The sequence below is a fragment of the Serratia sp. CY40230 genome (assembly GCF_052168835.1).
Lineage (GTDB): Bacteria > Pseudomonadota > Gammaproteobacteria > Enterobacterales > Enterobacteriaceae > Serratia > Serratia nematodiphila.
Window position 1 is genome coordinate 214009 of sequence record NZ_JBJNLX010000006.1, and the last position, 14798, is coordinate 228806.

A 14798-nucleotide genomic window follows, 5' to 3' on the forward strand; every position below is an offset into this window, starting at 1 on the left:
ACTGAACATGAACAAAGCGACTGTCGCGGCCAAACGCTGGTGGTACATCATGCCCATCGTGTTTATCACCTACAGCCTGGCCTATCTCGATCGCGCCAACTTCAGCTTCGCCTCCGCCGCCGGCATCAATGAAGATCTCGGCATCACCAAGGGCATGGCCTCGCTGCTGGGCGCGCTGTTTTTCCTCGGTTATTTCTTCTTCCAAATTCCCGGCGCCATCTACGCCGAACGCCGCAGCGTCAAAAAATTGATCTTCTGGTGCCTGATCCTGTGGGGCGGTTGCGCCTCGCTGACCGGCGTGGTGAGCAATATCCCGATGTTGGCCGCCATCCGCTTTATCCTCGGCGTAGTGGAAGCGGCGGTGATGCCGGCGATGCTGATCTACATCAGCAACTGGTTCACCAAATCGGAGCGGTCACGCGCCAATACCTTCCTGATCCTCGGCAACCCGGTGACGGTGCTGTGGATGTCGGTGGTGTCAGGCTACCTGATCCACGCCTTCGGCTGGCGCGAAATGTTCATCATCGAGGGCATTCCGGCGGTTATCTGGGCGTTCTGCTGGTGGGTGCTGGCGAAAGACAAACCGGCGCAGGCCGGCTGGTTGAGCGCCGATGAGAAACAGGCGCTGCAACAGCAGCTGGACGAAGAACAGAAAGGCATCAAGGCCGTGCGCAACTACGGCGAAGCCTTCCGCTCACGCAACGTGATCCTGTTGTGCGTGCAGTACTTCGCCTGGAGCATCGGCGTATACGGCTTCGTGCTGTGGCTGCCTTCCATCCTGCGCAGCGGCATGCAGATGGGCATGGTGGAAGCCGGCTGGCTGTCGGCGGTGCCTTACCTGGCGGCAACCATCGCCATGATCGTCGTCTCCTGGGCGTCGGACAAAATGCAAAACCGCAAGCTGTTCGTCTGGCCGCTGCTGCTGATCGGCGCGCTGGCGTTCTTCGGCTCTTACGCCGTCGGCACCAACCACTTCTGGATCTCCTACGGCCTGCTGGTGGTCGCCGGCGCCGCGATGTACGCCCCTTATGGGCCGTTCTTCGCCATCATTCCGGAAATGCTGCCGAAAAACGTCGCCGGGGGCGCCATGGCGCTGATCAACAGCATGGGCGCGCTGGGTTCGTTCTTCGGTTCGTGGTTCGTCGGTTACCTGAATGGCGCCACCGGCAGCCCGGCGGCCTCTTACATGTTTATGGCCATCGCACTGGTGGTGGCGGTGGTGCTGACGCTGATCGTCAAGCCCGCCCGCAACGAGATCCAGCCACAATTGGCTTGATCCGGTTATACTTTTTCTCTGTTAACCCAACCGGGGGGCGCCATGCCCCCTTTGGCCCAGCTGGAGTTCGTGATGAAGCCTTCTATCGTATTGTACAAAAGCCTGCCCGCCGATCTGCGTGAACGTCTGGAACAGCACTTCACCGTGCACGCCTTCAACGGCCTGCAGCCGGAGAACCGCGACGAACTGCGCCAGGCGCTGCAGCAGGCCGAAGGGATCATCGGTTCCGGCGGTAAAATTGACGAAGCTTTCCTGCAGCAGGCGCCCAAACTGCGCGCGGCCTCGACCGTTTCCGTCGGCTACGACAACTTCGACGTCGAGGCGCTCAACGCCCATAACGTGCTGCTGATGCATACCCCGACGGTGCTGACCGAAACCGTCGCCGACACCATCATGAGCCTGGTGCTGGCGACGGCGCGCCGGGTGGTGGAAGTGGCGGAACGGGTCAAGGCCGGCGAATGGCGCGGCAGCATCGGGCCGGACTGGTTCGGCGTCGACGTGCACCACAAAACCATCGGCATCCTCGGCATGGGCCGCATCGGCCTGGCGCTGGCGCAGCGCGCGCACTTCGGCTTCGGCATGCCGGTGCTGTACAACGCCCGCCGCACGCACGAAGAGGCGGAGCAACGCTTCAACGCCCGTCGCTGCGATCTGGATACCCTGCTGGCCGAATCGGATTTCGTTTGCATCACGCTGCCGCTGACCGAACAAACTTTCCATCTGATCGGCCGCGATCAGCTGGCGAAAATGAAGAAAAGCGGCATTTTGATCAACGCCGGCCGCGGGCCGGTGGTGGATGAGCAGGCGTTGATCGAAGCGCTGCAAAACGGCGTGATCCACGCCGCCGGGTTGGATGTGTTCGAGAAGGAACCGCTGCCGGCCGACTCGCCGCTGCTCAGCATGCCGAACGTGGTGGCGTTGCCGCACATCGGCTCCGCCACCCATGAAACCCGCTACGGCATGGCCGCCTGCGCGGTGGATAACTTGATCGCCGCGCTGACCGGCACGGTGAAAGAAAACTGCGTCAATCCGCAGCTGTTGCGGAAATAACTCAGCGCGGCCGGTGGTCTGCGGATAACCGGCCGTGTTGCTCTTCCTGCTGCGGCGCGAAAAGCGCCTGCAGCTGATGTTCTTCGGCGAAGTGCTGCAATTCGGCATCCTGAATTGCCTGAACGATCTCTTCTCGCCAGTTTTTGTCCGTCATAGCTAACCTCCTTTGATGTTCATCGTTTAATCTGCCGCAGCGCACGCGCAAAGCCAAGCCGAATCAATCCGAAAACGCTCCGCCCTCCCTCTCCTCCCCGAAAAAAAACCGCAGGGAGGAGGCCGTTTTTTCACCGTTTGCCACACTGGGCGCTACCCAGCGGAAAAAACGCTTCCTGCCACGCGTAAGGAGAGCCATGAAACTGTTACCCCTGCCCTTGTTGATACTGCTGTCGCCTTCAGCGCTGGCCGGCTGGACGCTGCCGGGTTTCCCGGCCTTCGACGAAACTGCCGCCGGGCTGTTCGCCAGCCAGGCCGCGCTGCCCAAAGGCCAGCTGCCGCTGCGGCTGTATCAGGATAACCACTGCTGGCAGCCCGCCGAGGCGGTGAAGCTTAACCAAACGCTGTCGCTGCAGCCCTGCGGCGCCCATCCGCCGGCCAGCTGGCGGCAGTTCCGCGCCGGCGATTATCAGGTGCGCATCGACACCCGCAGCGGCACGCCGACGCTGCAGCTCAGCCTGAGCAGCGCGCCGGAAAGCGCCGCCGTTGCCGTGCGCAGCTGCCCGCGCTGGGACGGCAAGCCGGTCACGGTCGACGTCGCCTCCACCTTCGCCGAAGGCGAAACGCTGCGCGATTTCTATTCCGGCCAAACGGCGCAGGTGAGCCAGGGGAAAATCACACTGCAGCCCGCCGCCGCCAGCGGCGGCCTGTTGCTGCTGGAATCCGCCGCCACGGCGAAACCGGCGGCGTTCAGTTGGCATAACGCCACGGTCTACTTCGTGCTGACCGATCGCTTTGAGAACGGCAATCCGGCCAATGACCACAGCTACGGGCGCCGCAGCGACGGCCTGCAGGAAATAGGCACCTTTCACGGCGGCGATCTGGCCGGCCTGACGCAGAAGCTGGATTATCTGCAGCAGCTCGGCGTCAACGCCTTGTGGATCAGCTCACCGCTGGAGCAGATCCACGGCTGGGTCGGCGGCGGCACCCAAGGCGATTTCCCGCATTACGCCTATCACGGCTATTACGCGCTGGACTGGACGCGCCTCGACGCCAACATGGGCACCGAACAGGAGCTGCGCACGCTGGTCGAGCAGGCCCATCAGCGCGGCATTCGCATTCTGTTCGACGTGGTGGTGAACCATGTCGGCTACGCCACGCTGGCGGATATGCAAACGTTCCACTTCGGCTCGCTGTATCTGCAGGGTGCAGAGGTGGAGAAAACCCTGGGGAAAAGCTGGAACGACTGGCGCCCCGGGCAAGGGCAAAACTGGCACAGCTTCAACGACTACATCAATTTCAGCGACAAGGCGGGCTGGCGCCCATGGTGGGGGAAAAACTGGATCCGCACCGACATCGGCGACTATGACGCGCCGGGCTATGACGACCTGACGATGTCGCTGGCCTTCCTGCCGGACATCAAAACCGAAGCGCCCGGCGCCAGCGGCCTGCCGCTGTTTTATCGCCACAAACCCGACACCGCCGCTCGCGACATGCCCGGTGCAACCACCCGCGATTACCTGACCGTCTGGCTCAGCCAGTGGGTACGCGATTACGGCATCGACGGTTTTCGCGTCGACACCGCCAAACACGTGGAAAAACCGACGCTGGCGCTGTTGAAGCGGCGCGCCACGGCGGCATTGGCGGCGTGGAAAGCGGAGCATCCGCAGCAGGCGCTGGATGACGCGCCGTTTTGGATGACCGGCGAGGCCTGGGGCCACGGGGTGATGAAAAGCGACTATTACCAAAACGGCTTCGACGCGATGATCAACTTCGATTTCCAGGACCAGGCGTCGCAGGCGCTGGGCTGCTTTGCCGACATCGATGCCACCTACCGGCAGATGGCCGAGCGGCTGCAGGATTTCAACGTGCTGAGCTACCTCTCTTCACATGACACCCGGCTGTTCTTCGCCAGCGACGCCAAAGGCTCGCAGGTGCGCCAACAGCGGGCGGCGAACCTGCTGTTGCTGGCGCCGGGGGCGGTGCAGATTTACTACGGCGATGAAAGCGGCCGCCCGCTCGGCCCAACCGGTTCCGATCCGCTGCAAGGCACCCGCTCCGACATGAACTGGCCTGAGTTGCAGGGGGAAAAAGCCTCGCTGCTGGCCCACTGGCAACGGTTGGGGCAGTTCCGCGCTCGCCACCCGGCGATCGGTGGCGGCGTGCAAACCCCGCAGCCGCGCGCCGCCTACTATGCCTTCAGCCGTCGACTCGGCGACGATAAGGTGATGGTGGTATGGGCCGGCGAACGGTCACAATAATCCAGCGTAATATGCTGACAATCGGCTAATGAGTGAAGCTTTTGCCCATTGGTCGATTTGTCGGCCGCATTGCAGAGGAATTTGTCTGGCGGTATGGTGGGGGATTACCTGCTAAAAAACAGTACTGCTGCACCTATGACTTTCTCACTTTTCGGCGAAAAATTTACCCGTTATGCGGGCATTACCCGTTTGATGGACGACCTGAACGAAGGCCTGCGCACCCCCGGTGCCATCATGCTCGGCGGCGGCAACCCGGCGCAGATCCCAGAGATGGAAGCCTACTTCAAACAGCTGTGCCAGGAGATGCTCGACCAGGGCAAACTGACCGAAGCGTTGTGCAACTACGACGGCCCGCAAGGCAAGGACGCGCTGCTGAAAGCGCTGGCCAATCTGCTGCGCGACGAGCTCGGCTGGGAGATTTCACCACAGAATATTGCACTGACGAACGGCAGCCAAAGCGCGTTTTTCTACTTGTTCAACCTGTTCGCCGGCCGCTACGCCGACGGTTCGCGCCGCCGCGTGCTGTTCCCATTGGCGCCGGAATATATCGGCTATGCCGATGCCGGGCTGGACGAAGGGCTGTTCGTTTCCGCCAAACCGAACATCGAGCTGCTGCCGGACGGCCAGTTCAAATATCACGTTGATTTCGAACACCTCACCATCGGCGACGACATCGGCATGATCTGCGTTTCACGGCCGACCAACCCGACCGGCAACGTGATCACCGACGAAGAGCTGATGAAGCTCGACCTGCTGGCGCAGCAGCGCGATATTCCGCTGGTGATCGACAACGCCTACGGCGTGCCGTTCCCCGGCATTATCTTCAGCGACGCCACGCCGCTGTGGAACCCGAACACCATCCTGTGCATGAGCCTGTCCAAACTCGGCCTGCCGGGCTCGCGCTGCGGCATCGTGATCGCCGACGAGAAGGTGATCACCGCGCTGACCAACATGAACGGCATCATCAGCCTGTCGCCGGGCAGCATGGGGCCGGCGATGGCAACAGAAATGATCGCGCGCGGCGATCTGCTGCGCCTGTCAAACGAGGTGATTCGCCCGTTTTACAAACAGCGCGTCGAACATACCATCGAGATTATCCGCCGCTACCTGTCGCCGGAGCGCTGCCTGATCCACAAACCGGAAGGGGCCATCTTCCTCTGGCTGTGGTTCAAGGATCTGCCGATCACTACCGAGGTGCTGTATCAGCGCCTGAAAAAGCGCGGCGTGCTGATGGTGCCGGGCCACTACTTCTTCCCGGGGCTGGAGCACGACTGGCCGCACACTCACCAGTGCATGCGCATGAACTACGTGCCCGACCCGGAGAAAATCGAGCGCGGCGTGGCGATCCTGGCAGAAGAGATCGAACGCGCGCATCAGGAAGGCTAATGCCAGCTGATTGAAAATCGACCGATAAAGATATACGATACATATATCGTATATCTTTTTTTGGAGGGCTAGCGATGACTCGCATCGTGATCGATTTACCTGAAGAAGACCTGCGGCAGCTCGACAATCTGAAAAATATCCGCCACGTTCCCCGGGCCGAAATCATCCGTCAGGCCGTCTCCCGCTATCTGACGGAGAACCACGTTGAAGATCCCAGCAATGCTTTCGGGCTCTGGTCCGGGGCGATGGGAGATGGCGTGGACTACGAAAATCGTCAGCGCGAGGAGTGGGAATAATGGTGGCTCAACGGGCGTTATTCGACACCAATATTCTGATCGATTATCTCAACGGCATTCCTCAAGCCAAAGACGTTTTGACCGAATACCACACCAATCCGGCTATTAGCGCCATCACCTGGATGGAAGTGATGGTGGGTGCCAAAAAGCAGGGGCCGGCGCTGGAGCTGAAAACGCGCCAGTTTTTAGGGCAATTCCTGCTGCTGCCTATTACCGATGAAGTTGCCGAACGCGCCGTAGAACTGCGCCACTCACAGCATGTGAAGCTGCCGGACGCCATTATCTGGGCCACCGCGCAGGTGGGGTTCCGGACGCTCATCTCCCGCAACCCCAAAGATTTTGGCACTGACAACGGCGTGTTAATGCCTTACCGGCTGTAGACGGGCAGCGCTATAGCGTCCAGAACAGCACCGCCAGCAGCTGCGGCGACATGATGCGCAGGAACATCGCCAGCGGATAAACGGTGGCGTAAGACAGCGCCGCGGCGCCGCTGGTGGGATGCAGACCGTTGGCGAACGCCAGCGCCGGCGGATCGGTCATCGATCCCGCCAACATGCCGGACAGCGTCAGGTAATTCATTTTACCCACCGTGCGCGCCAGAATACCGACGCTCAGCAGCGGAATCGCGGTGATCAAGGCGCCGTACCCGACCCACGTCAGCCCCTCGCCGTGCAACAACGTATCGATGAAGTTGCCGCCCGATTTCAAACCGACCACCGCCAGAAACAGCACGATGCCCAGTTCGCGCAGCGCCAGGTTGGCGCTCGGCGGCATAAACCAGTACAGCTTGCCGATGCTGCCGATGCGCCCCAGGATCAGCGCCGCCACCAGCGGCCCGCCGGCCAGCCCCAGCCGCAATGCCGCCGGGAAGCCGGGCACGAACAGCGGAATAGAACCGAGCAATACCCCGAGGCCGATACCGATAAACACCGGCAGCATCTGCACCTGCTGCAGTTTTTGTTGGGCGTTGCCGACAATCGCCGTCACCGCGTCGATGGCCTCCGGCCGACCGACTAGGTTGAGAATGTCGCCAAACTGCAGCGTGACGTTGCTGCCGGCCACCAGCTCCACGCCGGCGCGGTTGAGGCGTGAAATCACCACGTCATATTTCTGCTTCAGGTTCAGATCGCGGATTTTTTTCCCCAGCACCTGCTCGTTGGTCACCACCGCCCTCACCACCTGCAGCGCAGTGCCGCGCGTCGACAGCGAGGCATCCACCTCTTCGCCGATCACCAACCGGGCGTTCTCCAGATCTTCGCGTTTGCCCACCAGGTGCAGGTAGTCGCCAAGCTCCAGCCGCTCGTGCGGCGCCGGCACCATCAACAGCTCCCCGCGCTTGAGGCGCGAACAGACGATCGCTTCACCGTTGAGCAGCGGCACGCTTTTGATCGCCATGCCCTGCAGATTGGGGTTGCGCACCGCCACGTTGATGGCGTGCAGCAACTCGCGCTGATTGCCCAGGCTGCTTTCAAACGCCTGAGCCTCACGCTCGATGTTGATGCGGAAAATCAGCCGGATCAGCCACATCACCAGCAGGATGCCGCATATGCCGAACGGATAGGCCATGGCGTAACCCATCCCCATGCCGTCCACCAGCGCCGGATCGGAACCGAGATCGGTCAGGATTTGTTGACCGGCGCCCAGCGCCGGGGTGTTGGTGACCGCACCGGAGAACACGCCGAGGATGATCGGCAGCGGCACGTCGAACAGCTTGTGTACCGCCGCCGCCACGACGCCGCCGGTCAGCACCAGCAGCACCGCGAAGGCGTTGAGCCGCAGACCGGAGACGCGCAGCGAAGAGAAGAAACCGGGGCCGACCTGGATGCCGATGGTGTAGACGAACAGGATCAGGCCAAACTCCTGGATAAAGTGCAGCATGTCCCCATTCAGGCTGATTTGCCCGCTCTGGGCAAAGTGGCCGACCAGGATACCGCCGAACAGCACGCCGCCAATGCCCAACCCGACGCCATACAGCTTCCAGTTCCCCATCCACAGCCCAATGACGGCCGCCAACGCCAACATGCTGACGGTCAGGGCGATATCGCTCATAGGTCACATCCTTGCCAAAGTTGAACATGGGATTTGCGGCCAAAGACACACAATTAACAAGGATTATGGCATCGGGCAGACGGGGGGACTGTGGCGTGCGCCACATAACGCAACGGGGGAGATCCGTTTGGATCTCCCCCGCATGATGATGACCGTTTTTCAGCCGGTTATTTCGCTTCCAGCTCCGGCGTCGCGCCGATGGCGATGCGCTGAGGCTGCAAGGCTTCCGGCACCTGACGCACCAGATCGATGTGCAACAGGCCATTTTCAAATTTGGCCTCGGACACCTGCAGGTGTTCCGCCAGGGTGAAGGTCAACTGGAACTCTTTGCACACCAGCCCCTGATGCAGGTACTCGACCTGTTTTTCCGGCGGCGTGGGTTTACCGCTGACGGTCAGCCGCGGCCCTTCCACTTCAATATTCAGTTCGCTCTGCCGGAAACCGGCCAGCGCCAAAGAAATGCGGTAGTGATTGTCGTCACTTTTCTCGATGTTATACGGCGGGAACCCCTGGGGTTCCTGGCCGCCCATTGAACTGGCCAATTTATCAAAACCAATCCACTGACGCAGAAGCGGGGATAAATCGTAATTACGCATAGGAACAACTCCTTTCATTAAGCGAGATGTGTTTATTCAGCCCCCTGACGGCAGGCTAATCATGACTTCATATTTACCGGCAGCGTACCTGCCGGCGAAACGGAAATTTATTTAATTTCGATGCGGCGCGGTTTTAATGTTTCCGGCACGATGCGTTGCATGTCGATATACAACAGGCCATTCTCCAGTTTGGCGCCTTTAATTTGAATATGTTCGGCCAGCTGGAATTTACGCTCGAAATTACGCTCGGCGATGCCCTGGTATAAATAGGTTTTTTCTGCCGGTTCATTGTTGTGCGCCCCGCGCACGATCAGCAGATTGTCCTGCGTGGTGATCTCCAGCTCCTGCTCGGCAAACCCGGCTACCGCGATGGCGATCCGATAATGATTTTCATCCACCAGCTCGACATTATAAGGGGGATAACCGCCGTTGCCCTGACTCTGGCCAGCCTCCAGCGCGTTGAACAGGCGATCGAAACCAATGGCGGAACGGTATAGCGGGGAAAGATCAAAATTACGCATAAAACAGCCTCCTAAGGCACTTCAGCGAGGTTGAAATAAATACGCCTTCCACTCTGGACAGGCTAATTAAGCCAGAATTCCCTTACGGCGAATTCTCAATTCGGCTCTGATGATAAAATGGGGGTTGCTTTCATCAATTCAACAGGCGAGGATCAAAAAAATTTGCACCAATAAGGTAAAAGTTTTTTTTACCACTTACACTAAAGTGAGAGAGCCGCCACAGAGCGGGATTTTGCTTCTTTTAAAGCAGCAACAGGATGTTATAAATCAGCTTAATTTAGGGGAACAGCAACCCTGCAGGATGGATTAATGACGATGATGAAAGCGATAGCGACGGGCTGCATGTTGTTGGCGACCAGCGGTTGCTCCAGCGTGATGAGCCATACCGGCCCGAATCAGGGTTACTATCCCGGCACCCGCGCCAGCGTGGACATGCTGAAGGACGACAACACCAGCTGGGCGATGATGCCGCTGGTGGCGCTGGATCTGCCGTTCTCCGCGGTGATGGATACCGTGCTGCTGCCTTACGACTATCTGCGATCCGGCAACGACGCCACCGCAGACTCGCCAAAAGCGCGTATCCTGCGCAGCGAGCAGCAGAATTTGGCGGCGACCGGCAATCCCGGCCAGGGCGACGACAGCACCGCCACGCACTAATCGCGCACGCAGCGGGTCATCAGGCCCGCCTTACGCCTCAACCACGAAGATCTGGTTGAACCCCGCTATCTCGCGCATAAACGCCACTTTCTTGCCATCCGGCGAGAACACCACGGCATCCCCCGACGGCGGCTGCACGCTGCGCTGCGTCAAACGCTGCAGGCGACCGCTGGCCACCTCGCACAGCATCACGCTGTTGTCGCACACCAGGGCTATCGTCCCGCCCTGCGGGTGCCAGCTGAACGCCGACTGGATGTCATGCTCGCTGCGGCTCACCTGGCGCGGCTCGCCACCGTTAGGCGACACCGTCCACAGCTGCACCACGCCGCCGTCGTCCTTCATCAGAAAAGCTATCTGGCTGCCGTCCGGCGAACTGCGCAACCAGTGGCGCGGCGCACCAGCCACGCCAGGAAAACGGCGATCCCCGGTAAAGGTTACCCGCCGCTGCCTGACGCCAAGCGGCGGCGCCGGCAGCTCGCTTTCCGTCCCCTGCAGCGGCAGAGCGCCCGCCCGGGCGTAGTCGACGTCGTTCTCCGGCAGATCGACGATAAACACCTCAGACAGCTTCTCTCCGGCGGCGGACAACGTATCGCCGATAAATGCCAGCGCCCAGCGCTGCCGGCTGCCGTCGGCCTTACGGTAGCCTTCGCGGCCGATCCAGCCTTCTTCGTAAGCGCGATTGATCTGATCGCTGCCCGGCTGCGGCTGCGGCACCGTCTCGCTGACCAACACGCAATAGTGGCTGCCGTCGTACTCGCGCGGGTGCTGTTTTGGCGGATTAACCCCGTGCAGCGGCACGGCCACGCCGACGTTGCGCAGATCGCGCGCCGGATCGCGTTCATGCATCACATGATCGTTATAGGTAAAGCTGAGGCGGCTGCCGTCCGGACTGAAAACGTGCACGTGGCTGCCGCCGCGCAGCGCGCCGGGGGTATAGGGCGCGGTGATATCCAGCGCGTCGAGGGTAATGGCCAACTCGCGATCCGGTTCGCTGACGATCACCCCGCGGCGGTGGTGAAAATCATACTGCCAGGCGCTGTCCGGGTGCTCAGGTCCGTGAATAAAGGCATAGCGCGCCGGCGCATCGGGGCTGACCGTGACCACGCCGACGTGGGCGCCGTGCTGGGCGCGATAAACCACCTCCACTGCACCGCTGGCGACGTTGACACGCTCGATACTGAGGCCGGTGAAAGAGGAGCCGCGCGGGCGCACGTCATAAGCCAGCCATTGACTGTCCGGCGTCCAGACGTTGATATTGGTTAACTGATGCCCACGAGGGTCGAAAGTCAGTTGTTTTTCCCGATGGCTCATGGCGGCTCTCCTGCACATGCTGGCACTGAGCCGTCATCTTACCGGATCGCCCGCAGCGTTTCATATGGCCTGTGAGGGTGAGGCGGGAGGATTTTTCGATTCGAAATCACGCAATTATTTTCCAGCGTCTTATCATTTAAGCCGATCGACGGCGTCGGCAGAAAATAAGCGGCCGACCAGGCGATCGAATTCCTGCCGGCGAGACTCAACGGCGCCAATGTAATAGAGGTGGGTGATGCAAACGCTATTTTTTCATTCTCACTTCCCTTATAAGAATAAGGCAGCGGCAGCGCCTTACTTAACGCAAATAAATAAAAAATCGTGCCGCTAAACGACAGGTTTATGATTATTTTCACCGAAAACGGCAATGCTCTCGCCGACCGTTGCCGTTTTCTGATCGGTGTGCCCGAAGGTCGGGCCGCGGGGTTTACAATCAATACAAAAAAGTACAAACTGGATTTTTAAGTCCAAATAAATCTTCTGGAGCCGGTATGAACCCCCTCTTCGATGCCATTGTTTCCGCTCATCAGCAACTGCGCCCTCAGGTGCGGGTCACGCCGCTGGAGCGCAGCGTGCTGCTTTCTCAGCAATTGGGCTGCGAGCTGTATCTGAAATGCGACCACCTGCAGCACACCGGTTCCTTTAAATTTCGCGGCGCCAGCAACAAGCTGCGGCTGTTGGATAACGCACAACGCCGGCGCGGCGTGATCGCCGCCTCAACCGGCAACCACGGCCAGGCTGTCGCCCTGGCGGGGCAACGGATGGGCGTTGGCGTCACGGTTTATGCGCCGGAGACGGCGGCGAGCATCAAGCTCGACACCATTCGCGCGTTGGGCGGCACCGTGGAATTGGTGCCGGGCGACGCGCTGAACGCCGAACTGGCAGGGGAACAAGCCGCACGCGAACAGGGGAAAACCTACATCTCGCCGTATAACGACGAGCAGGTCATTGCCGGCCAGGGCACCTGCGGCATGGAGCTGGTTGAACAACTCGCCGATCTTGACGCGGTGTTCGTGGCGGTCGGCGGCGGTGGCTATATCGCCGGCATCGGCACCGTTCTGCGGCAACTGTCGCCAAACACGCAGCTTATCGCCTGCTGGCCGGAAAACGCCACCAGCCTGTACAGCGCGTTGGAAGCCGGCCATATCTTCCCGGTGGAAGAACAAGAAACCCTGTCCGACGGCACCGCCGGCGGCGTCGAGCCAGGCGCCGTGACCTTCCCGCTGTGCCAGCAGCTGATTGACCGCAAAGTGCTGGTCAGCGAGGCGGAGATTAAACACGCGATGCGCCGGATCGCCGCCAGCGATCGCTGGATTATCGAAGGCGCAGCAGGCGTAGCGCTGGCGGCGGCGATCAAACTGGCGCCGGAATACCGAGGTAAAAAGGTGGCGGTGGTGCTGTGCGGTAAAAACATCGTGCTGGAGAAATACCTCAAGGCCATCGCCGATGCGCATCCTTAATCGGCAGCAAATTCTCGCCGCGTTCGACGCCGAGGCCATAACGCCGCTGCTGAAGCAGGGTTTTATCGCCTACTCGCAACAGCGGGTGCAACAGCCGCCGGCGCAGCATTTCCTGTTCGAGCAGACCGCCGGCGACTGCTGTATCAAATCCGCCTGGTTGGAAGGCGACGAACTGTTCGTGGTCAAGATCTCTACCGGTTTCTATCGCAATGCCGAACACGGCCTGCCGAGCAATCAGGGGCTGATGATGGCGTTCTCCGCCCAGACCGGCGAGCCGCAGGCGCTGCTGCAAGATGAAGGTTGGCTGACCGCGCTGCGCACCGCCCTGGCCGGCCGCATCGTCGCCGAGCTGTGCGCGCCGCCGCATATTCAGGCGATCGGCATGGTCGGCACCGGCCTGCAGGCGCGGCTGCAACTGCAATGTCTGAAACCGGTGACCGATTGCCGCGAGGTATGGGTGTGGGGCCGCAACGAACAGGCGCTGGCGGCGTATCGCCGCGATGTCGAGGCCGAGGGGTTTCGGGTGCGGGTTACGCAGGATGCGGCGGAGCTGGCGGCACACTGTCAGCTGATCGTCACCACCACGCCCAGCCGCGAACCGATTTTGCAGGCGGCGGATATTCGGCCCGGCACGCACATTACCGCGGTGGGTGCCGACGCGCCCGGTAAGCAGGAGCTGGCGACCGAGCTGGTGGCCCGCGCGGACGCGCTGTTGGTCGATGCGCTGGCTCAGTGCACAGACTATGGCGAGATCGCGACGGCTTATCGGCAGAACAAACTGACTTCAACGCCGATCGTCGAAATGGGCGCCGCATTGGCGCAGGGAGGGCGGGTACGACGCGAGCCGCAGCACATCACCATCGCCGATCTCACCGGCTTGGCGATTCAGGATCTGCAGATCGCCAAAGGGGTGTTGGCGAAAGTATAAAGGGGCGCCGCAGCGCCCCGTTTTCTCAGGCGTTGAGCACGAACTTCTCGATAGCGCGCGCCACGCCGTCTTCGGTATTGGCGCTGGTGACAAACTGCGCCACCGCTTTCAGCTCGGGAATGGCGTTGCCCATCGCCACGCCGACGCCGGCATATTCGATCATCGCCGTATCGTTAGCCTGATCCCCCAGCGTCATGATGTTTTCCCGCGCCACGCCGAGGTGCTCGGCCAGCATTTTCACCCCGGCGCCCTTATCGACGTTCTTGTGCAAGATCTCAAGGTAGTAAGGCGCACTTTTCAAGATAGTGTAACGCGCGCGCGTTTCTTCCGGGATGCGCGCGATAGCGCGGTCCAGCAGCTCCGGCTCGTCGATCATCATCACTTTAGGGAAACGCATCTGGCGATCCATCTCTTCCACGCTGCGGTATTTCAGCGGAATGCCGGTCATTTCCGCCTCGTGTATGGTGTACTTGCCGATGTCCTTGTTCGGGGTATACAGGGTATCGAAATCAAACGCCTGGAAGTGAACGCCGAACTCGCGCGCCATCTGCTCGAAATGCAGATAATCCTCAAAGCCCAGCGTTTCTTGCAGAATGCAGGCGCCGTCGACCGCACGCAGCACCAGCGCGCCGTTATAGGTGATACAGAAATCGCCGGGGCCCTGAATGTCCAACTGGCGCAGATAGTCCTGCACGCCGACATAAGGCCGCCCGGTGGCCAGCACCACGTGCACCCCTTTGCGCCGCGCCGCCGCGATAGCCTGCTTTACCGCCGGCGTGATTTGATGCTGCGGATCCAGCAACGTGCCGTCCATGTCGATCGCAATCAGTTCAATAGCCATTCAACGCTTCTCC

The 14798-nt window shown here is 60.7% G+C and carries 16 protein-coding genes; 9 read left to right on the top strand and 7 right to left on the bottom strand.

Translation table 11 applies throughout. The features are described 5' to 3' along the window. The first annotated feature begins 7 nt into the window (after window positions 1–7). Together ACJ8IJ_RS21200 and ghrB are read left to right on the top strand one after the other, a co-directional pair. Window positions 8–1276, top strand: a complete 1269-nt coding sequence (locus tag ACJ8IJ_RS21200) for an MFS transporter (protein WP_004933942.1) — start codon at window positions 8–10, stop codon at window positions 1274–1276. 72 nt (window positions 1277–1348) lie between these two features. After that, a complete protein-coding gene (gene ghrB, locus ACJ8IJ_RS21205) occupies window positions 1349–2326 on the top strand; it encodes a glyoxylate/hydroxypyruvate reductase GhrB (RefSeq protein WP_103086124.1) in 978 nt (325 codons plus the stop codon). Window position 2327: 1 nt separating this feature from the next. Here the strand turns inward: ghrB and ACJ8IJ_RS21210 are convergent, their stop codons facing one another. Further along, the gene (locus ACJ8IJ_RS21210) at window positions 2328–2480 is read right to left on the bottom strand and encodes a hypothetical protein (RefSeq protein ID WP_019455508.1); all 153 of its coding nucleotides are present in this window, start codon (window positions 2478–2480) and stop codon (window positions 2328–2330) included. A 196-nt stretch (window positions 2481–2676) separates the two neighbouring features. Between ACJ8IJ_RS21210 and ACJ8IJ_RS21215 the strand changes: the two genes are divergently transcribed. From ACJ8IJ_RS21215 to ACJ8IJ_RS21230, 4 genes are all read left to right on the top strand, one after another. After that, a complete protein-coding gene (locus ACJ8IJ_RS21215) occupies window positions 2677–4740 on the top strand; it encodes an alpha-amylase (RefSeq protein ID WP_442518871.1) in 2064 nt (687 codons plus the stop codon). A gap of 135 nt (window positions 4741–4875) precedes the next feature. Continuing rightward, window positions 4876–6126: a valine--pyruvate transaminase gene (locus ACJ8IJ_RS21220; protein ID WP_004933935.1), complete on the top strand. Its 1251-nt coding sequence runs from the start codon at window positions 4876–4878 to the stop codon at window positions 6124–6126. Between the two features lie 74 nt (window positions 6127–6200). Beyond that, window positions 6201–6422, top strand: a complete 222-nt coding sequence (locus ACJ8IJ_RS21225; protein WP_004933932.1) for a ribbon-helix-helix domain-containing protein — start codon at window positions 6201–6203, stop codon at window positions 6420–6422. Then, a complete protein-coding gene (locus ACJ8IJ_RS21230; protein WP_004933929.1) occupies window positions 6422–6802 on the top strand; it encodes a type II toxin-antitoxin system VapC family toxin in 381 nt (126 codons plus the stop codon). The genes ACJ8IJ_RS21225 and ACJ8IJ_RS21230 overlap by 1 nt, the downstream gene beginning before the upstream one ends. Before the next feature lie 10 nt (window positions 6803–6812). Here the strand turns inward: ACJ8IJ_RS21230 and ACJ8IJ_RS21235 are convergent, their stop codons facing one another. The 3 genes from ACJ8IJ_RS21235 to ibpA all read right to left on the bottom strand — a co-directional run bounded on the left by ACJ8IJ_RS21235 (window position 6813) and on the right by ibpA (window position 9588). Beyond that, window positions 6813–8471 carry a putative transporter gene (locus tag ACJ8IJ_RS21235; protein WP_004933926.1) on the bottom strand — a complete coding sequence of 553 codons (1659 nt, stop codon included), beginning with the start codon at window positions 8469–8471 and terminating at the stop codon, window positions 6813–6815. A gap of 167 nt (window positions 8472–8638) precedes the next feature. Continuing rightward, complete coding sequence (gene ibpB, locus ACJ8IJ_RS21240) at window positions 8639–9067, bottom strand: small heat shock chaperone IbpB (protein ID WP_004933922.1); 429 nt, start codon at window positions 9065–9067, stop codon at window positions 8639–8641. A gap of 107 nt (window positions 9068–9174) precedes the next feature. After that, window positions 9175–9588 carry a small heat shock chaperone IbpA gene (gene ibpA, locus ACJ8IJ_RS21245; RefSeq protein ID WP_004933919.1) on the bottom strand — a complete coding sequence of 138 codons (414 nt, stop codon included), beginning with the start codon at window positions 9586–9588 and terminating at the stop codon, window positions 9175–9177. Window positions 9589–9897: 309 nt separating this feature from the next. Between ibpA and ACJ8IJ_RS21250 the strand changes: the two genes are divergently transcribed. After that, the gene (locus tag ACJ8IJ_RS21250) at window positions 9898–10245 is read left to right on the top strand and encodes a YceK/YidQ family lipoprotein (protein ID WP_004933911.1); all 348 of its coding nucleotides are present in this window, start codon (window positions 9898–9900) and stop codon (window positions 10243–10245) included. Window positions 10246–10275: 30 nt separating this feature from the next. Here the strand turns inward: ACJ8IJ_RS21250 and ACJ8IJ_RS21255 are convergent, their stop codons facing one another. Both ACJ8IJ_RS21255 and ACJ8IJ_RS21260 read right to left on the bottom strand, forming a co-directional pair. Then, window positions 10276–11556 carry a DUF3748 domain-containing protein gene (locus ACJ8IJ_RS21255; protein WP_442518870.1) on the bottom strand — a complete coding sequence of 427 codons (1281 nt, stop codon included), beginning with the start codon at window positions 11554–11556 and terminating at the stop codon, window positions 10276–10278. Window positions 11557–11594: 38 nt separating this feature from the next. After that, entirely contained in the window at window positions 11595–11924 is a 330-nt protein-coding gene (locus ACJ8IJ_RS21260; protein WP_442518869.1) for a hypothetical protein, read from the bottom strand. A gap of 123 nt (window positions 11925–12047) precedes the next feature. On the opposite strand from ACJ8IJ_RS21260, the gene ACJ8IJ_RS21265 reads away from it, so the two are divergent. Both ACJ8IJ_RS21265 and ACJ8IJ_RS21270 read left to right on the top strand, forming a co-directional pair. Beyond that, window positions 12048–13016, top strand: coding sequence for a threonine/serine dehydratase (locus ACJ8IJ_RS21265; protein ID WP_442518868.1), 969 nt, complete (start codon window positions 12048–12050; stop codon window positions 13014–13016). Further along, a complete protein-coding gene (locus tag ACJ8IJ_RS21270; RefSeq protein WP_442518867.1) occupies window positions 13003–13944 on the top strand; it encodes an ornithine cyclodeaminase family protein in 942 nt (313 codons plus the stop codon). Before ACJ8IJ_RS21265 ends, ACJ8IJ_RS21270 begins: the two co-directional genes overlap by 14 nt. Before the next feature lie 25 nt (window positions 13945–13969). Here ACJ8IJ_RS21270 and yidA read toward each other — a convergent pair whose 3' ends face one another. Next, on the bottom strand, window positions 13970–14785 hold the full coding sequence (gene yidA / locus ACJ8IJ_RS21275; RefSeq protein ID WP_049187064.1) for a sugar-phosphatase: 816 nt from the start codon (window positions 14783–14785) through the stop codon (window positions 13970–13972). Between the last annotated feature and the right edge of the window lie 13 nt (window positions 14786–14798).

Coding starts and splice junctions, on each gene's coding strand:
- ACJ8IJ_RS21200 (WP_004933942.1), top strand. CDS start 8: ATGAACAAAGCGACTGTCGCGGCCAAACGCTGGTGGTACATCATGCCC.
- ghrB (WP_103086124.1), top strand. CDS start 1,349: ATGAAGCCTTCTATCGTATTGTACAAAAGCCTGCCCGCCGATCTGCGT.
- ACJ8IJ_RS21210 (WP_019455508.1), bottom strand. CDS start 2,480: ATGACGGACAAAAACTGGCGAGAAGAGATCGTTCAGGCAATTCAGGAT.
- ACJ8IJ_RS21215 (WP_442518871.1), top strand. CDS start 2,677: ATGAAACTGTTACCCCTGCCCTTGTTGATACTGCTGTCGCCTTCAGCG.
- ACJ8IJ_RS21220 (WP_004933935.1), top strand. CDS start 4,876: ATGACTTTCTCACTTTTCGGCGAAAAATTTACCCGTTATGCGGGCATT.
- ACJ8IJ_RS21225 (WP_004933932.1), top strand. CDS start 6,201: ATGACTCGCATCGTGATCGATTTACCTGAAGAAGACCTGCGGCAGCTC.
- ACJ8IJ_RS21230 (WP_004933929.1), top strand. CDS start 6,422: ATGGTGGCTCAACGGGCGTTATTCGACACCAATATTCTGATCGATTAT.
- ACJ8IJ_RS21235 (WP_004933926.1), bottom strand. CDS start 8,471: ATGAGCGATATCGCCCTGACCGTCAGCATGTTGGCGTTGGCGGCCGTC.
- ibpB (WP_004933922.1), bottom strand. CDS start 9,067: ATGCGTAATTACGATTTATCCCCGCTTCTGCGTCAGTGGATTGGTTTT.
- ibpA (WP_004933919.1), bottom strand. CDS start 9,588: ATGCGTAATTTTGATCTTTCCCCGCTATACCGTTCCGCCATTGGTTTC.
- ACJ8IJ_RS21250 (WP_004933911.1), top strand. CDS start 9,898: ATGACGATGATGAAAGCGATAGCGACGGGCTGCATGTTGTTGGCGACC.
- ACJ8IJ_RS21255 (WP_442518870.1), bottom strand. CDS start 11,556: ATGAGCCATCGGGAAAAACAACTGACTTTCGACCCTCGTGGGCATCAG.
- ACJ8IJ_RS21265 (WP_442518868.1), top strand. CDS start 12,048: ATGAACCCCCTCTTCGATGCCATTGTTTCCGCTCATCAGCAACTGCGC.
- ACJ8IJ_RS21270 (WP_442518867.1), top strand. CDS start 13,003: ATGCGCATCCTTAATCGGCAGCAAATTCTCGCCGCGTTCGACGCCGAG.
- yidA (WP_049187064.1), bottom strand. CDS start 14,785: ATGGCTATTGAACTGATTGCGATCGACATGGACGGCACGTTGCTGGAT.